Here is a 15,054-nt window from a genome sequence, read left to right as displayed (position 1 = left end):
GTGAGAGGAAGCAGTTTACGGAAGCCGCGATGACAGGCCGCAGATGATGCGTGACAGAGATCCGCAAACGAAAACGCCGCAGGTCTTTCGACCTGCGGCGTTTTCAGCGGAAGCTGCGGGCCTTGGAGACCCTGTCGGTCAGACGCCGACGGTGGCGGCTTTTCCGACGATCTCGGGCTGTTCGTTCTGCCAGTCCGGCCATCCGGCTTTGCGGTTCTGCTCGGCGGCGAGCACGCGCTCTTCCTTGGTCGCGAATTCGAGATCCCAGCGCTTGAGCGCCGGCTTGATGATCACCTCGTGCCACAGCGGCGGAATCAGCGCCGACAGGAAGCAGACGAAGACCGACGGCATCGGAATCGCTTCCTTGTGCGGCACCAGCTTGTAATAGACCTGATAGCTGTTCAGGTGATGGTCCGCATGATTGGTGATCTCGAAGCCGCAGGTGCGCGAGAACCAGCCCAGGTGATTCCACAGGTGACGACGGCCGATCGGCGCGCCCTTGAGTCGGATCACGCCGTAGTGCTGGAAGTAGTTGAACGACTCCACCCAGAAACGGGCGATCGTCTGTCCAGCCAGCGCGCAGACGTTGGCTTCCCATCCGCCGATCAGGAAGATCACGACGTGGAATGCGCCCAGCGCCAGCAGTGCACGCCAGGCGCGATGGCTGTAATGCCACGGGCTCTTGCCCTTCTTGCGCAGGGCATTGGCTTCCATGTTCATCGCGTACTTCGTGCTCTCGATGAAGGCGCCCCAGGTGAACGAGTACAGGTCCTTGCCGCGCGCGGCGGTGTCGCCGTCGTCGGGTGTGGCCACGTCGATGTGATGGCCCACCACGTGTCCGATGTCACGCGTGCAGTCGAGGATGCACAGGTGTCCGTAACGGCCGACGGTGCGCGCGATCGGATTGCGCATGTGGTAGAGCTCGTGCGCCGCCGGCACCAGCGGGATGACGCCCATCCACGCCACGCTCAGCACGCCGCCGACCTTCTGCCAGGTCGTCAGCTCGTGGACCGACAGCGACCAGGCGAAAACCAGGTACAGCGCCACCGGGCCGATGCAGCACAGCCAGATCGGAATGTTGGCCAGGAAGTTGTTGCTCATCTTCCTCACCGAGTAGTCGCGCGGCAGGATCGAGTCCAGCGTGGCCAGAACCGGGAAGGTGATGATGCCCACCCACATCCAGTCACCGCCCGCGATCAGCCCTGCAGCAGACAACGCCACCACCAGCACAGGCGTCCAGTACTTCAGGTAATCCATCGCACATCTCCTCACGCAGTTCAGATGGCGTGCCTGCCTCTCTGGGTGGGGGCGGGTCACGGGCCGATTCGCTTCGATGTTCCGTGACGCGTCTCTATCGCGGCCAGAACGTGTAATCAAATTACGTACAATGGAAATATGTGTCAACTGCTAGCATCCGTGCGCCGACGAAAGGGAAGCCGCGAGCGGTGGAGCCGCTAGACCGATGAAGATGCGGGACCTCGAACAGCGCACCGGCGTGCGTCGCGAGATGATCCATTTCTACTTCAGAAACGGGCTCTTGCCGGAGCCGCAGCGGCCCAAGCCGAACGTCGCGGTGTACGGCGAGGGCCACGTGCGCGGGATCCTTGCGATCCGCCGCCTGCAGGACGAACAGCGTCTGTCCATCGACGAGATCAAGCGCTCGCTGAATGGCCACGCGGCCAGTCTGCAGACCGATGCGATGACCTACCGGCACCTGGACGAGCTGGTGGCGGCGCGTCTGGGCGCCGACAAGACGCTGGTGCCGCTGGAGTCGCTGATCGAGAGCTATCCGCAGGCCCGGGCCGATGCGCTCGAGCTCGACCGGGTCGGCACGATCGAACTGGTCACGCGCAGGGGCAAACACCTGCTGTCGCGAATGGATGCGCGCATCGTCGCGATCTGGGGCGAGATGCGGCGTGTCGGCTACACCGAGAAGACCGGTTTCGGGCCCGAGGTCACGGAGCTCTACGTGGATCGCGCGAAGGACCTGGCGAAGGCCGAGATCGCCGCGTTCATGGCGCGCATTCCGCCGTACGCACCTGGCGAGAAGGCCAAGCTCGCCGACTTCGCGCAGCTCGGACTCAATCAGATGATCAACCTGTTCTCGCTGCTCAGGATGAAGGCCGTCATCGACGAGTTCCGCAAGACCGGGCTCTGAAGTTTTTATGCAGGGAGAGAACATGGACGAGGGACGCATCGATCCCAACGGCGCAGCCGAGTGGTTTCGTCGACGGGCTGCACGCGCGCCGGAACGACCGGCCGTCAGCTTCAAGGGCCGGACGTACAGTTACGGCGAGTTCCAGCAGCGCATCGAGCGCATGGCGGCCGTCTTCGCTGCCGGCGGTGTGAAGGCGGGCGATCGCATCGCATGGCTGGGTCTCAATCACCCGGATCTGCTCGCCGCGCTGTTCGGCGCGGCGCGTCTCGGTGCCATTCTGGTGCCACTGAATTTCCGTCTCGCGGCGCGTGAGCTGCAGCAGATCATCGAAGACGCCGGCGCGCACACGCTGGTGGTCGATGCCACGCAACGTTCACTGATCGAGCCGGTGAAGGCGGCGTTGCCGTGTCGCCGTTACCTGCTCGACGACGCGACGCCGCACGCGGGCTGGGAGGCGCTGCCGCTCGCGCTCGCAACAGCAAAGGACACACCGCCACCGGTCAACGGCACGCCGGACGACGTGGTGCTGCTGATCTACACGTCCGGAACGACGGGGCGCCCGAAGGGCGTGATGCTGACGAACGGCAACCTGTGGACGAACAACCTGAGCTGGACGTTCAGCTCCGACTTCACATCGCGCGATACGACGATCAATGCCGCGCCGCTGTTCCACGTCGGCGGACTGTGCGTGGTGCTGCTGCCGACGCTGATGGCGGGCGGTCATCTGGTGCTGCACGAATCCTTCGATGCCCTCACGTTCATGCAGGACGTCGAACGCTACCGCGTGACGACGACGTTCCTGGTGCCGGCGATGATGCTGTTCATCAGCCAGCACGAACGCTTCGCGCAGGCCGACCTGTCGACGCTGCGCCTGATCGTGGCCGGCGGTGCGCCGGTGCCCGAGCCGCTGCTGCGCCTGTACGGCCAGCGCAACATCCCGGTGAGCCAGTGCTACGGCATGACCGAGGCGACCACCGGCGTGACGTTCCTGGAGACCGATCGGGCGCTCACCAAGCTCGGCTCCTGTGGACGTGCGGGGATGCTCAATGAAGTGAGGCTGATCGACTTCGACGGCCATCCGGTCACGCAGCCGAACGTGCCGGGCGAGCTGTGCATGCGCGGTGGCATGGTCACGCCCGGCTACTGGAACCTGCCCGAGGTCACGGCGCAGTCCAAGAGTGCGGACGGCTGGTTTCGCAGCGGCGACGTCGCGTACTTCGACGACGAAGGCTTCTATTACATCTGCGACCGCGTGAAGGACATGATCATCAGCGGCGGCGAGAACGTGTATCCCGCCGAGGTGGAGAGCGCGATCTACGAACACGCCTCGATCGCCGAGGCTGCCGTGATCGGAGCGGCGGACGAGAAGTGGGGCGAGCGCGTCGTGGCGGTGGTGGCGCTCAAGCCCGGATCGTCACTGGAGATCGAAGGGCTGCGCACGTTTCTCGACGGACGACTGGCGCGTTACAAGCTGCCGCGCGAGATGCACGTCGTCGAACAGTTGCCGCGCAACCCGAACGGGAAGGTGGCGAAGATCGATCTGCGCAAGCGGTTTGCGAATCATCCGTAGCCCGGACGAAGTCCGGGGTTGCGCTCCGTATTCGAGAGGAACCCCCCGACTTCGTCCGGGCTACGGAAGCTCGGGATCCCCGAAGCTCAGGTATTCCCACATGCGTTCGTACACGCGGCCGGCGGTGACCTGGCGCGCCGTGGTTTCGTCGGCGGTCAGCAGCGTGTGTTCGCCGTCCTGATTCATCTGCATCAGCCCGACCTCGACGCGCGCAGCCTCCTCGAGAAACCAGGACAGCGCCACGGCCTCGACGAGACTTTCGCCCGCCACGACTGCGCCGTTGGCGCGCATGACGATGGCCTTGCCGGCGCCGAGCGTGTCCGCGAGCAGACCTGCCGCGGCGTCGTCGCGCAGCAGGCGCGGGTCATCCCACAGCGCGGGATGCGGTGCGAAGTAGGCGCCGAAGCCGTGTCGCGGACGCGGCGTGCGGCGCAGCAGCGCGAGCAGGCCGATCTGCGGCGGCATGATCCGGCAGATCGCGCCGATCTCGGGGCGCCGCGCGTAGATCGCCTGGTGGATGCGCACTTCGCCGAGCACGCCGTCAGGAAGCGCGCCCTTCACCGGGACGACGGTACCCACGTCGCGGGGAAGGATCGTGCCCATCGGCTTGGCGGCGCACACCAGGAAGTCATCGGCGCCGAGGCGCCGGCTGCAGTGCCCGTAGGCGTGAACCAGGTTGCCGCGCGCCAGCGCGCGAGCGGCGACGCGCAGTTCGCGCTGCTGGTGTTCGGTTGCTGACGTCATGCTGCTCCTCGAGAGCAAAGGAAATCGCGCTCGTGCCGGCGAGCGTGCACCTCCGGCCTTCGGCACCGCGCAGGAACAGGCAGCGAACGAGAATCCCGTTCCGTCTGCCCGAGGATCAGGTTTCGGCCTCGGTTGCCGTCGCGTTCGGCGCCAGCCGCGAGATCGCGTGCTTGATCTTGATCAGCACGCGCACGAGGTCGGTCATTTCTTCATTGCTCAGGTCCGAGAGGATCTGGCCGTTGAACTCGTTTTCCATCACCGTCATGCGCTTGATCAGCGTCTGCGCCGGCTTGGTGAGGTAGACGCGCTTGGCGCGCTTGTCGGCCGGATCGGGACGCCGCTGCACCCAGCCACCGCCTTCGAGACTTTCGATGACGTCGCCGAGGCTGGCCTTGCCGACCTCGAGCACATCCGCGAGTTGCGTCTGCATCATGCCGTCGTGACGCGACAGGTGCGCGAGCACCCACCACTGCGCACGCGTGATGCCCAGTGGCTTCATGAACTGGTCGTACGCGCTGCGTCGCATGCGCGACACGTCGTGGATCAGGAAGCCGAGGCGAATGCCTTCGCGCGCGGTGTCGTTGATCGACAACGCGGCGCCCGCATCGTCTGCGCCGTTGCTGCCGGACTTGGGCGAGCCGACCGGAAGGAAGTCCGGATTGCGTGACGTGGCGATGGCCTTGGTGACCTTCGCCACATCGGCGGACTTGGTGCGTCGCTTGACCATTGTTCTCCTTGGCGACCGACCTTGTCGCGCAGTTCTTTGCGTCGGTCCAAAGCAGTCGGATGCCGACCATTCTAGCCTGCTGAAATACCCTGACTTCACCCGTTCGGGTAGGCCCTGTGCGTTTGGATAGGCTGGATGCGTGCATCCGGCAGCGTTGCTCGCGAGGAGATATTCGAGCGAGAAATAATTATGGTACCGTACCAATCCACCCGGGATTCGCTGGGTAGGACTCAAAAATGGGGAGCGGCGTCCGGCGCCGACGCCCCCGTGCGCAAGGAGGAGGAAACTGATGCCTGTCGTCGACAAGGATCGACCGTCGCCCGATTGGATCGCGGCGTTGCGCAAGCGATTCCCGATCGAGAAGGAAATCGATCGCGTGCTGACGCGCAAGATGGAACGGCGTGCCGGCCCCGGCTATTCGCCGATGCCCCTGGGCACGCTGATCGAAGGAACCGAGTCGCTGATCCGCTCGCAGTTCGGCGGCAAGTGCCAGCTCTCGGATGCGCGCTGGCTCTCAGGTGGCGCTTCGAAGTTGCAGATGGCGTTCGTGCTGGACTGGGATCGCCCCGGCCAGGGACGCCAGAAGACACCGATGGTGCTGCGCATGGAGCCGGCGGAATCGATCGTCGAGACCAGCCGCCTGCGTGAGTTCCAGCTCATCAAGGCTTTCGAAGGCACGGTGCCGGTGCCGCCGGTTTTCTGGTGCGACGCCGAAGGCCAGCACCTGCCGTATCCGGCGCTGGTCTATGGATTCTCCGAAGGCGTGACCAAGCCCTCCGCCGCACACAGCGGTGTCACCGGCCTGGGCACGCACCTGCCACCCGAGTTGCGCGGCAAGCTCGCGCCGCAGTTCGTGGAGTGCCTGGCGAAGATCCATACCTTCGACTACCGCAAGGCCGACCTGAGCGCCTTCCAGATTCCCGAAGCGAACAGCACGCAGTGCGCCGAGTGGGGCGTGAACTGGTGGACGCGCGTGTGGGAAGAGGATGCCGACGAGGAAGTTCCTCTGATGCGCCTGGCGGAGGCCTGGTTGCGCCGTCATATGCCGGTGATGGACAGGGCCGTCACCGTTCACGCGGATTACCGCCTCGGCAACTTCCTGTTCACCGAACACGACGCGCGGATCTCGGCATGGCTGGACTGGGAACTCGGCCGCATCGGCGACCGGCACCAGGATCTCGCGTGGACGACGACGCGTGCGTTCGGACATCTGGCGGAAGATGGCAAGACCTTCCTCACCTGCGGATTGCTGCCGGAGGCCGAGTTCCTCGATGCCTACGAGAAGGCGACCGGCTTGAAGGTCGATACCAATGCGGTGCACTGGTACAAGGTCTACAACGATTACATGATGGCGACGCTGCTGTTCGCCACCGGCTATCGCATCGCCAACGGCGGCAAGACGCACCAGGACGTGCTGATCACCTGGCTGATGGGCATCGGCAACACGCTGCTCGAAGAAATGCGCACGCTCATCGAGGAGGCACCCTGACATGCAAATGCGCCCCGATCTCCAGATCAAGAGTGTCATCAAGGCGATGAACGACGTGGTGCTGCCGGCCGTCGATCCGCAGAACAAGCTCGCCCAGGAACAGGTCCGCCTGTGCATGGGTCTGCTCGGGCTGATGGCGAAGCAGCTTCCGCTGCAGTTCCGTTTCGATTGCGACGAGCTCGCGCGCCTGAGTGCGTATTCCGCCGAGCTGCAGCGCATCGCATCCGGTGGCGGCGAAACCGGCGCTGCGCTCGCGGCGCTGGCAGAGAAGACGGCAGACGCCAACGCCACGCTCGAGCGCGCCAAGTCCTCGCCGTACGACATCGAGCAGGCCGTGCGTAGCCTGCGTGAAGCAACCGGGTCGCTGGTCAGCGGCGTCTTTCGCGACGGCGACAGCGCCGTGCAGGACCGCGTGCAGCGCGCCACGCTGGCGATGTCCAAGGAGCAGCTGCTGCGCGATCGCGCCTGGGTCATCACGCAGGGCTGGGAGCCGGATCCGAAGTCCGTTCCGCCGATCGAGCAGCTGCTCGGCATCTCTGCTTCCTGACCGCCTGCTGCGGATAGACGCGTAGCCCGGGTGCAACCCGGGGCTTTTCTCTTTCATCGAACCGGCATCCCGGGTTTCACCCGGGCTACGGTTGGCATCACCCCCCGAATGAGTCGAGGTATCCCCCGCTTCGCGTGATACCGGTGAAGGCGCGCGGACTCGATCCTCTCCACGCCGACAAACCGTCGGCGGAGGAGCGCGCGCAATGTGGCTGGATGGTCGTCAGATCAATGAGGTGACTTCGCTGGATGCTGGACAGGAGCGCTGGCCCGTGCCGACGCAGATGCTGTCCAACGGCGAGTTCATGCCGATTCCGCAGACGCCGCAACAGAAGCACGTCGAACATCTGCTGGGGCAGCTCGCGGATCGCCGCAGCCGCGAACTGGGCATGAACCGTCGCGACTTCCTGCGCTCCGCGCTGGGTACCGCGACCGCGTTCGCCGCGATGAACTCGGTATTCGGAACCTACTTCAACGATGCCAGCGCCGCGGGCCTGGATCTGGACGCCGCTGCTGCGCTGCGCAAGCGCGTGGCCGATCAGCTGGTCATCGACGTGCAACTGCACTTCGTGCGCGACGACTACGCGAAGGAAATCGTCACGGTGCTTGGCGAGTACGCCAAGAACTGGAATCCGGTGATCGCGCGCGAGGGCGTCACGCTCGAGCGCTACAAGTTCGACAACCTGCTCAAGGAGGTCTACTTCGACAGCGACACCACGATCGGCCTGGTCAGCGCCGCGCCGTCGGAGCAGGGCGACAACGTCATCGTCGGCAATGCGGGCCTCGAGCAGGCGCGTCGCCTGGTGAACGAGGCGGCCGGTTCGCGCCGCATGCTGTGCCACTCGGTGATGGCGCCCGGCCAGAAGGGCTGGCTCGACGAGATCGACAAGGCCGTGGAGGTCTACAAGCCCAATGGCTGGAAGGGCTACACGCTGGGCGATCCGTTCGAGAACTCGCAGTTCCCGTGGCGGATGGACGACGAGAAGCTGATGTACCCGGCTTACGAGAAGATGATGAAGTCGGGCATCCGCACCGTCTGCGTCCACAAGGGACTGCTGCCGGACGACTACCAGCGCAGCCTCAAGCACTGGAAGCACGCGATGGTCGATGACGTCGGCAAGGCCGCCAAGGACTGGCCGGACCTGAACTTCGTCATCTATCACTCCGGCCTGCGCATGTTCCTGACCAGTCCGGAGCCGACGCTCGTCGAGTTCGACAAGACCGGCAACATCGACTGGGTCACCGAGCTCGCCGGTGTGCCCGCCAAGTACGGCGTCAAGAACGTCTACGCGGAACTGGGCACGACCTTCGGAAGTTGCGTGGTCACGCATCCGAAGCTCGCCGCCGGCATCCTCGGGCAGCTCATCAAGGGCATGGGCGCCGACCACGTGATCTGGGGCACGGACTCCGTCTGGTACGGCTCGCCGCAGTGGCAGATCGACGCGTTCCGTCGCATCGAGATCCCGGAAGAGATGCAGAAGAAGCACGGCTTCGCGCCGCTGGGCGAAGTGGACGGACCAGTGCGTACGGCGATCCTCAGCGGCAACGCGGTCAAGGTGTTCAATCTTCAGAAGGACGCGCAGGCTCAGGCCTGGAAGACCGACCTTCTGGCCAAGGCCAAGGCGCAGTACATTGCGGCCGGCGGCAAGCCGTCCAACGAGTACTACGGGTTCATCCGCAAGTCGACAGGAAAATCCTCATGAGCCGCGACTTCGAAGGAAAGGTGGTCCTGATCACGGGTGCGGCGGCCGGTATCGGCCGCGAGATCGCACTGGCTGCAGGTCGCGAGGGCGCGCGCGTCGTGCTCGGCGACATCAGCGAGAACGGTCTCGTCGAAGTGGCGGCGCAACTCCAGCAGAGCGGTGCGGAATCGGTCTGGGCGATCTGCGACGTTCGCAAGCAGGGCGATATCGACGCCTTGTTCGCCAAGGGCCAGCAGAAGTTCGGGCATCCCGACACCGTGTTCGCGAACGCCGGGATCCTGGGCCAGCCCGTCGACGTGTGGGCGCAGTCCGAAGAAGATTTCACGCGCCACATCGACGTGAATCTCACCGGCACCTGGCGCACGTTCAAGGCCGCGCTGCCCAAGATGATCGAACGCAAGTCCGGCACGATCGTGGCCACGGCGTCCGTCGCGGGCCTCGTCGGTGCCGCGGGTCTGGCCGCGTACGTCTCGAGCAAGCACGCAATGCTCGGGCTCGTGAAGTCGACGGCGCTCAACGTGGCGGCGCATGGCATCCGCGTCAACGCCATCTGCCCGCACATGGTCGATACGCCGATGCTGGATCGTCTCTTCGGCGGTGATGCCGTCATCCGGGACACGCTCAAGGCGATGAACCCGATGAAGCGCAATGCCACCTGCGAGGAAGTCGCGAACGCGGCGCTCTTCCTGGGCTCCAGCCGTTCGGGCTACGTGACCGGGACTCACCTCGCGATCGACGGCGGTCACATCGCCCAGTAGTCATTCATCATTTCAGGAGAAGCAGCGCATGAGCGACACCAAGGAATCCAGCGAGAAGCTCGTCCGAGACTTTCTCGGCGCATGGGAAGGCCGCAACCTCGAAACCATCTGCAGTGCGTTCGCGGACAACGCCGTCTATCACAACGTACCGGTGAAGCCCATCGAGGGCATGGCCGGCATCCGCGCGATCTTCCAGGCGTTCCTGGACGGTTTCAAGGAAGCGCGGCTGGAGATCGTGACGCTGGCGTCGGGTCCTGGCCTGGTGATCGCCGAGCGCATCGACTACTTCACGATGAACAACGGCGGCAAGATCGTGCTGCCCGTCACCGGTGTGTTCGTCGTCAAGAACAACAAGATCACGCGCTTCAGCGATTACTTCGATCTGGCCGACTTCGAACGCCAGAGCGGAATGAAGCTGTAACCTTCGCCGGTCCCGTATCCCGGCCCCGGACCACGTTCGGGGCTCGGTCAGGCGACCCGGACTTACCCGGCGTTTTCGCTCCGCGAAATTCAACGCCCGGGATACGGTGAGCCTTGCGCGTCATGACAAAGAGTCCCCCTGCCCGCGGTATCCTCGACAAACACCCACGACCCCGGTGGTTGCCGATGGCCAGTGGCTGGTCCCTGTCGTCTTCATCCGAATCGCTGCCGCTCGACCAGGAACCGCTCTGGTTCGAAGCCGAGCAGGACGAGAACCGGCTGCGGCGCGCCGAGAAGGACATTCGATGGTTGCGCTTTTCGGGCCTGATCGGCTGGTTCATCGTTCTGCAGGGACACGGCTACGAACTCGGCCTCACGCCGGTGTGGGCCATCTACACGATCGGCTGCATCTACGCGGCCTGGGCTCACGTCCAGGCGGGGCGCAGTTCGAATATCCGTCGCACCGCCGTCGCCACGACCTTCGGCGATCCGGTGCTTGCCGCCTTCATCTGCCTCGCGACCGGGGGCATCGATTCGGTGCTGTACCCGTTCTTCTTCTTCACGCAGATGTCGGTGGCGATCCGCTTCGGCGTCTGGGAGTCGATCGGCATCGCGTTCTTCAACTGCGCGGTGACGATCGTGATCTTCTTCGTCGAGCCCTGGTACAGCCCGCATCCCAGCAGCGCGACGTTCCTGATGCTGGCCACCAAGCTCTTCCTGCTGGGCTTTGCCGGATTCCTCGGCGCGATCCTGGCCGAGTGGGCGCGCGCGCACGCGAACCTGATCCTGGAGCATGCCCGCACGCTGCGCGAATCGGGCGATCGCTATCAGGCCGTGCTGCGACGATTCGCGCAGGTGCAGGAGGAGGAACGGCGCAACATCGCCGGTGAACTGCACGACCGCATGAGTGGACATCTGTTCGCGCTGCGCCAGGGACTCGAGCAATGTCTCGGCGGACTCGACGATCGTGTCGCGCTGCGGCAGCGTCTGGACGAACTCGAATCGACGGTGCGCGCCTGCACGCACGACGTGCGCTCGATCATGAACGAGCTTCGTCCTACGGTGCTCGACGAACTCGGCTTCTTCGAGGCGGCCAGCGAGTATCTCGGCCGACAGTCCGAACTGCTGCCATTCCGGCTGGTTCGGCGCATCGATCCGAGCCTGCGTGACTGGCGTTCACGGCAGGATGCGATGCTGTTCCGGCTGCTGCAGGAAGCGTTGCTCAACATCCAGAAGCACGCGAAGGCGACCACCGTGGAAGTGCTGCTCGAAGCGCGCGGCGACGAGGTCGTGCTGAGCATCTCCGATGATGGACAAGGATTCGACCCCGAGAACGTGCCGCTCGGCCACTATGGATTGATGACGATGCGTGAGAGAGCGGAAGCGGCGGGCGGCGAGTTGCGCGTCGACGCCTTCGGCGGACGCCGCGGTACGCGCATCGAAGTACGGCTGCCCAGGAACGAGCGATGACCCCGACAAGCGTTTTTCTGATCGATGACCACCACGTGCTGCGTCAGGCCATCGCGCGCATGCTCGACCAGGAATCCGACATCACCGTCGTGGGTCAGGCGGGCGATGCGCGCAGTGGCATCCGCACGATGGAGACCTTGCAGCCCTACCCCGAGATCGTGATCGTGGATCTCAAGATGCCGGGGCAGAGCGGCATGAGTGCAATCGTCGAGATCATGCAGGCGCATCCCGGGACCAAGATCATCGTGTTCACGATGTACGACAACCCGGGCTATGTCTGGAGCACGATGAACGCGGGCGCGCGCGGCTACATTCTCAAGAGCGCGTCCGGCAGCGACTTGCTGCGCGCAGTCCGCTCGGTGGCCAATGGCGGCGCCTACCTGCAGGCCGAAATCACGATGCCACTGCTCAAGCGTCTCGTGCAGGACGCACGGGCTGCGGACGATCGCGGCACCTTGTCCGTGCGCGAGATGCACATCCTCGAGGCGCTGGCGGAGGGTCTGAGCAACAAGATGATCGCCAAGTCGCTGTCGATCACCGAGGAGACGGTGAAATCCCATCTCAAGAAGATCTACGAGAAGCTCGGCGCTGCCGATCGGGCTCACGCCGTGGCCATCGCCCTGCGCCAGCAGCTGATCGGATAACCCGTAGCCCGGACGGAGTCCGGGGTTCTCCTCGATGACGGAGCGCAACCCCGGGCTTCGCCCGGGCTACGAAGGTGATCGCCAAGTCGTTGTCGATCGCGCGCACGCCGTTGCCGTTGTGTTGCGCCAGCAGTCCATTGGACCGTCTGTAGCCCGGGATTCCCCGCGATGACCGCGCGCAACCCCGGGTTCTGCCCGGGCTGCGTGGGGGCCACCCCGACAAGCCCGCCCGATCCCCTTATCGGGTGATAGTCCCGAGGCTTGCATCGGCCGATCCTGCGGACACATTTTTCCAGTGGTGGGGATGGCGGGATGGAACACGTCGTGACGGTGCGATATCTGGGCGGCGCGGAGCGCAGCATGCGCGTCGCAGCGGGCCAGACCGTGCTCGAAGCCGCCGAGGCCAGCGGCGTTCCGATCGTCAGCGAGTGCGAGAGCGGCGTCTGCGGCACCTGCGTGGCCGGATGCTCGAAGGGCCGCTACGAGATGGGTCGCACCGAGGGCCTGAGTGAAGTCGAGCGGGACAACGGCAAGATCCTCACCTGCCAGACCACCGTGGAGTCGGATTGCACGATCGAGCTGCAGTACCCGCTCGACGACAACGCCGCTCGGCTGGTCCAGGGCGACGGCGTGGTGACGCGCGTCGAGCTGGTGTCGTCCACCACGGCTGTCCTGTTCGTCGACGCATCCGCATTGGGCCAGGCGCTGAACTACCGCCCCGGCCAGTTCGCGCAGCTCAAGGTTCCGGGCACCGAGGAATGGCGCAGCTACTCGTACTCCAGCCTGCCGAACGCGAAGAACGAACTCGAATTCATCGTGCGCCTGCTGCCCAAGGGCGCGATGTCGGATTACCTGCGCAACGGCGCCAAGCCCGGCGATCGCATTTCGCTGCGTTGCAGCAAAGGCGACTTTCACTTGCGCGCGATCGCTCGCCCGCTGATGCTGATCGCCGGCGGCACCGGCTTGTCCGCGATTCTCGCGATGGCCCAGAGCCTGCGCGACGTGCAGCTCGCGCATCCCGTGACCCTGCTCTACGGCGTCACGCACTACGAGGATCTGTGCAAGCTCGACGAGTTGCGCGAACTCTCGGAACGCCAGCCGCAGCTGACGGTCCGCAGCATCGTGATGAATGCCGATCCGCGCTGGCCCGGCCCGGTGGGCTGGGTCACCCATCTGCTCGACGCCGACACGCTCAATCACGGCAATGCAGACGTCTATCTCTGCGGTCCGGGCGCGATGGTCGACGCGACGCGCGAATGGCTGGCGCGCGCCAACCTGCAGCAGGTCGGCATGTACTTCGAGAAGTTCGTGCAGACCGGCGCGCGGCTGCGATCGCGCGTGCCGCCGCAGTTCGACGTGAAGACGGCGGACCTCGCGGCGATCGCGCGCGAAGGCCGCGGCACGGCGGTGGTCATCGGCGGCAGCATCGCCGGCATCGCGTCGGCCAAGGTTCTGACGGAGCGCTTCGACAAGGTCATCGTGCTGGAGATGGATCCCCAGCATCGGCGCATGGAAGGCCGGCCCGGTGCGGCGCAGGGCTGGCATCTGCATCACCTGCTGACGGCGGGCCAGCAGGAACTCGAGAAACTGTTCCCCGGCATCATCGACGACATGGTGCGCGAGGGTGCGTTCAAGGTGGACATGGCCGAGCAGTACCACCTGCGCCTGGCCGGGTCGTGGAAGAAGCGCTGCAAGAGCGATATCCAGATCGTCTGCGCAGGCCGTCCGCTGCTGGAGTGGTGCGTGCGCCGACGGCTCGATGCCGAGCCGCGCGTGGAGTATCGCTACGACACGCAGATGCAGGACCTGGTGTACGACGAGTCGACCAACACGGTCATCGGCGTCGCCGTCGACGGTGAAGACGGGCTCAAGGTGATTCCGGCCGAGTTCGTCGTGGACGCGTCCGGCAAGAACACGCGCCTGCCCGAGTTCCTCGAGCGCATGGGCGCGGGCAAGCCCGAACTCGAGCAGGACATCCTCAACTGCTTCTATTCGAGCATGTGGTTCCACGTGCCGCCCGAGCGGCAGTGGAACGACAAGGTCATGGAGATCTGCTACGCCTATCGGCCCAACGAGCAGACCTACGCGGCGCAGTACTACGTCGACAGCAGCCGCACGATCCTTTGCTGTTCGCTGATCGAATACAACTGCTATTCGCCGCCGCGCAACGTGCAGGAGTTCCGCGAGTTCGCCAAGCGCATGCAGTCGCCGCTGGTGGCGCAGAACATCGAAGGCCTGGAGCCGGCCTCGTCGGTGTACAACTTCCGCAGTCCGCGCATGCAGCGCTATCACTACGAGAAGCTGGATCGCCTCCCCAACGCGCTGGTCGCGATCGGCGATTCGTATACGAGCACCGACCCCGTGGCGGGACTGGGCATGACGATCACGCTGCAGGAAGTCGCGCAGCTGCGTGATGCGATGCAGCGCTACGCGCCGACGAGTCCGCAGCTTCCGCGACGTTATTTCCGCGCGGCCGGCAAGATCGCCGACGGCGCGTGGTTCGTGATTCGCGAGCAGACGCTGCGGTTCTCGTGGATCAAGGACGTGGAGAAGAAGCGACCGTTCTATTTCGGCGGACTCAACTGGTACATGGACCGCGTGACCGAGCTGGTGCACGACGACATGGATGCCTATCGCACGTTCCTGGCGGTGATCCACATGGTGAAGCCGCCGTTCGCGCTGCTCACGCCGGTGATGATCGCGCGGGTGCTCGGCAAGTGGGCCTGGACGAAGCTACGTGGGCGCAAGACACTCATCGAGCGCAATTACGCGCCGACGCCGGAGCTCCGGTCGTCCGGCGTGCCTGTGGCGCGACGCGCGTAGTA

The 15,054-nt window shown here is 64.9% G+C and carries 13 protein-coding genes; 10 read left to right on the top strand and 3 right to left on the bottom strand.

Going from position 1 to position 15,054, the window contains the following annotated elements; all coding sequences use genetic code 11:
• Window positions 1-138: 138 nt before the first annotated feature.
• Window positions 139-1,257, bottom strand: a complete 1,119-nt coding sequence (locus DFR24_RS19195; protein WP_133883019.1) for an alkane 1-monooxygenase — start codon at window positions 1,255-1,257, stop codon at window positions 139-141.
• 205 nt (window positions 1,258-1,462) lie between these two features.
• Here DFR24_RS19195 and DFR24_RS19190 point away from each other — a divergent pair, with 205 nt between their 5' ends.
• Both DFR24_RS19190 and DFR24_RS19185 read left to right on the top strand, forming a co-directional pair.
• Complete coding sequence (locus tag DFR24_RS19190) at window positions 1,463-2,158, top strand: MerR family transcriptional regulator (RefSeq protein ID WP_133883018.1); 696 nt, start codon at window positions 1,463-1,465, stop codon at window positions 2,156-2,158.
• Window positions 2,159-2,180: 22 nt separating this feature from the next.
• On the top strand, window positions 2,181-3,728 hold the full coding sequence (locus tag DFR24_RS19185) for an acyl-CoA synthetase (RefSeq protein ID WP_133883017.1): 1,548 nt from the start codon (window positions 2,181-2,183) through the stop codon (window positions 3,726-3,728).
• Window positions 3,729-3,788: 60 nt separating this feature from the next.
• On the opposite strand, the gene DFR24_RS19180 is transcribed toward DFR24_RS19185, so the two are convergent.
• Together DFR24_RS19180 and DFR24_RS19175 are read right to left on the bottom strand one after the other, a co-directional pair.
• Complete coding sequence (locus tag DFR24_RS19180; RefSeq protein ID WP_133883016.1) at window positions 3,789-4,472, bottom strand: class II aldolase/adducin family protein; 684 nt, start codon at window positions 4,470-4,472, stop codon at window positions 3,789-3,791.
• A 115-nt stretch (window positions 4,473-4,587) separates the two neighbouring features.
• The gene (locus DFR24_RS19175; protein ID WP_133883015.1) at window positions 4,588-5,199 is read right to left on the bottom strand and encodes a MarR family winged helix-turn-helix transcriptional regulator; all 612 of its coding nucleotides are present in this window, start codon (window positions 5,197-5,199) and stop codon (window positions 4,588-4,590) included.
• Window positions 5,200-5,488: 289 nt separating this feature from the next.
• Here DFR24_RS19175 and DFR24_RS19170 point away from each other — a divergent pair, with 289 nt between their 5' ends.
• The 8 genes from DFR24_RS19170 to DFR24_RS19135 all read left to right on the top strand — a co-directional run bounded on the left by DFR24_RS19170 (window position 5,489) and on the right by DFR24_RS19135 (window position 15,052).
• Window positions 5,489-6,688 (top strand): phosphotransferase family protein, encoded by a 1,200-nt coding sequence (locus DFR24_RS19170; RefSeq protein ID WP_133883014.1) that lies wholly within the window; start codon window positions 5,489-5,491, stop codon window positions 6,686-6,688.
• Window position 6,689: 1 nt separating this feature from the next.
• Window positions 6,690-7,235: a hypothetical protein gene (locus tag DFR24_RS19165; RefSeq protein ID WP_133883013.1), complete on the top strand. Its 546-nt coding sequence runs from the start codon at window positions 6,690-6,692 to the stop codon at window positions 7,233-7,235.
• A 205-nt stretch (window positions 7,236-7,440) separates the two neighbouring features.
• Entirely contained in the window at window positions 7,441-8,937 is a 1,497-nt protein-coding gene (locus DFR24_RS19160; RefSeq protein ID WP_133883012.1) for an amidohydrolase family protein, read from the top strand.
• Entirely contained in the window at window positions 8,934-9,695 is a 762-nt protein-coding gene (locus DFR24_RS19155) for an SDR family NAD(P)-dependent oxidoreductase (protein WP_133883011.1), read from the top strand. The genes DFR24_RS19160 and DFR24_RS19155 overlap by 4 nt, the downstream gene beginning before the upstream one ends.
• Before the next feature lie 28 nt (window positions 9,696-9,723).
• On the top strand, window positions 9,724-10,116 hold the full coding sequence (locus tag DFR24_RS19150) for a limonene-1,2-epoxide hydrolase family protein (protein ID WP_133883010.1): 393 nt from the start codon (window positions 9,724-9,726) through the stop codon (window positions 10,114-10,116).
• A 185-nt stretch (window positions 10,117-10,301) separates the two neighbouring features.
• Entirely contained in the window at window positions 10,302-11,585 is a 1,284-nt protein-coding gene (locus DFR24_RS19145; protein ID WP_162851317.1) for a sensor histidine kinase, read from the top strand.
• On the top strand, window positions 11,582-12,229 hold the full coding sequence (locus tag DFR24_RS19140) for a response regulator (protein ID WP_133883008.1): 648 nt from the start codon (window positions 11,582-11,584) through the stop codon (window positions 12,227-12,229). The genes DFR24_RS19145 and DFR24_RS19140 overlap by 4 nt, the downstream gene beginning before the upstream one ends.
• 312 nt (window positions 12,230-12,541) lie before the next feature.
• Window positions 12,542-15,052 carry an FAD-binding oxidoreductase gene (locus DFR24_RS19135; protein ID WP_133883007.1) on the top strand — a complete coding sequence of 837 codons (2,511 nt, stop codon included), beginning with the start codon at window positions 12,542-12,544 and terminating at the stop codon, window positions 15,050-15,052.
• The last annotated feature ends 2 nt before the right edge of the window (window positions 15,053-15,054 follow it).

It is taken from the genome of Panacagrimonas perspica (genome assembly GCF_004364935.1).
GTDB classification, from domain to species: domain Bacteria; phylum Pseudomonadota; class Gammaproteobacteria; order Nevskiales; family Nevskiaceae; genus Panacagrimonas; species Panacagrimonas perspica.
The sequence above is the reverse complement of the archived record's forward strand: the minus strand, read 5'-3'. Positions and strand labels throughout refer to the sequence as shown.

Coding starts and splice junctions, on each gene's coding strand:
- DFR24_RS19195 (WP_133883019.1), bottom strand. CDS start 1,257: ATGGATTACCTGAAGTACTGGACGCCTGTGCTGGTGGTGGCGTTGTCT.
- DFR24_RS19190 (WP_133883018.1), top strand. CDS start 1,463: ATGAAGATGCGGGACCTCGAACAGCGCACCGGCGTGCGTCGCGAGATG.
- DFR24_RS19185 (WP_133883017.1), top strand. CDS start 2,181: ATGGACGAGGGACGCATCGATCCCAACGGCGCAGCCGAGTGGTTTCGT.
- DFR24_RS19180 (WP_133883016.1), bottom strand. CDS start 4,472: ATGACGTCAGCAACCGAACACCAGCAGCGCGAACTGCGCGTCGCCGCT.
- DFR24_RS19175 (WP_133883015.1), bottom strand. CDS start 5,199: ATGGTCAAGCGACGCACCAAGTCCGCCGATGTGGCGAAGGTCACCAAG.
- DFR24_RS19170 (WP_133883014.1), top strand. CDS start 5,489: ATGCCTGTCGTCGACAAGGATCGACCGTCGCCCGATTGGATCGCGGCG.
- DFR24_RS19165 (WP_133883013.1), top strand. CDS start 6,690: ATGCAAATGCGCCCCGATCTCCAGATCAAGAGTGTCATCAAGGCGATG.
- DFR24_RS19160 (WP_133883012.1), top strand. CDS start 7,441: ATGTGGCTGGATGGTCGTCAGATCAATGAGGTGACTTCGCTGGATGCT.
- DFR24_RS19155 (WP_133883011.1), top strand. CDS start 8,934: ATGAGCCGCGACTTCGAAGGAAAGGTGGTCCTGATCACGGGTGCGGCG.
- DFR24_RS19150 (WP_133883010.1), top strand. CDS start 9,724: ATGAGCGACACCAAGGAATCCAGCGAGAAGCTCGTCCGAGACTTTCTC.
- DFR24_RS19145 (WP_162851317.1), top strand. CDS start 10,302: ATGGCCAGTGGCTGGTCCCTGTCGTCTTCATCCGAATCGCTGCCGCTC.
- DFR24_RS19140 (WP_133883008.1), top strand. CDS start 11,582: ATGACCCCGACAAGCGTTTTTCTGATCGATGACCACCACGTGCTGCGT.
- DFR24_RS19135 (WP_133883007.1), top strand. CDS start 12,542: ATGGAACACGTCGTGACGGTGCGATATCTGGGCGGCGCGGAGCGCAGC.